Annotated in this window: 2 protein-coding genes and 1 pseudogene; all 3 read left to right on the top strand. The window is 40.6% G+C overall.

Features of this window, described 5'->3' with window-relative positions; all coding sequences use genetic code 11:
- Positions 1–90 (top strand): 16S rRNA (cytosine(1402)-N(4))-methyltransferase (gene mraW, locus GMD1S_RS12080; RefSeq protein WP_008283798.1); only part of this gene is annotated, 90 nt, incomplete at its 5' end.
- Positions 91–100: 10 nt separating this feature from the next.
- Positions 101–418: a cell division protein FtsL gene (gene ftsL / locus GMD1S_RS11225; protein ID WP_000840794.1), complete on the top strand. Its 318-nt coding sequence runs from the start codon at positions 101–103 to the stop codon at positions 416–418.
- Between the two features lie 3 nt (positions 419–421).
- Positions 422–954, top strand: a pseudogene (locus GMD1S_RS11220) (penicillin-binding protein); the annotation flags it as partial.

Raw genomic sequence — 954 nt, 5'->3', positions numbered from 1 at the left:
AAGCCAATCTTGCCAAGTGCCGAAGAGCTAGAAGCCAACAATCGTTCGCATTCAGCCAAGTTGCGCGTGGCTAGAAAAATTCACAAGTAAGAGGAAAAACATGGCAGAAAGAATCGAAAAAACAAGCCAGTTATTGCAAACGAAATTTAAAGGTTTTTCACGTGTGGAAAAGGCCTTCTATGTTTCGATTGCTGCAACAATGATTATCCTGGCAATTAGCGTTGTGTTTATGCAGACCAAGCTATTACAAGTTCAGAATGAATTTACCAAGGTCAATGCTCAAATCGAAGAAAAGAAAACCGAGCTAGATGATGCCAAGCAAGAGGTCAATGAATTGATTCGTTCAGAACGTTTGAAAGAGATTGCAAACTCTAAAGATTTGCAGCTGAATAACGAAAATATCCGAGCAGCGGAGTAAGAAATGAAACAGTGGAAAGAAAAAATCATCCGTTATGCCGTTCGTAACCGTAAATCTCCAGAAGAAAATCGCCGAAGAGTAGGGAAAAGCCTGAGTTTATTGGCTGTCATACTCTTCGCTGTCTTTTTGGTCAACTTTGCGGTCATCATCGGAACGGGTAAAAAATTTGGTAAGGACTTGGTTCAAGAAGCCAACAAGGTTCACCAAACAACCAAGACGATTCCTGCAAAACGGGGAACCATCTACGATCGTAATGGAACGCCTATTGCAGAGGATGCGACTTCGTATAATATCTATGCCGTTATTGATAAGACCTACAAGTCAGCAACAGGCAAAATTCTCTATGTAGAGGATTCTCAATTTAATAAGGTAGCTGAAATTTTCCATAAGTATCTGGATATGGAGGAGTCTTATGTCAAAGAACAGCTTTCTCAACCAGATCTAAAACAGGTATCCTTTGGTACCAAGGGAAATGGGATCACCTATGCCAATATGATGGCTATTAAAAATGACCTCAAAACTGCTGGTGTTGAGGG

Source organism: Streptococcus sp. GMD1S (assembly GCF_000296875.1).
Classification (GTDB): Bacteria; Bacillota; Bacilli; order Lactobacillales; family Streptococcaceae; genus Streptococcus.
Note: the sequence above shows the minus strand (reverse complement) of the source record. Positions and strands in the feature narration are given on the sequence as shown.

Excerpts from the sequence above, each read along its gene's own strand:
- ftsL (WP_000840794.1), top strand. The coding sequence starts at position 101 with ATGGCAGAAAGAATCGAAAAAACAAGCCAGTTATTGCAAACGAAATTT.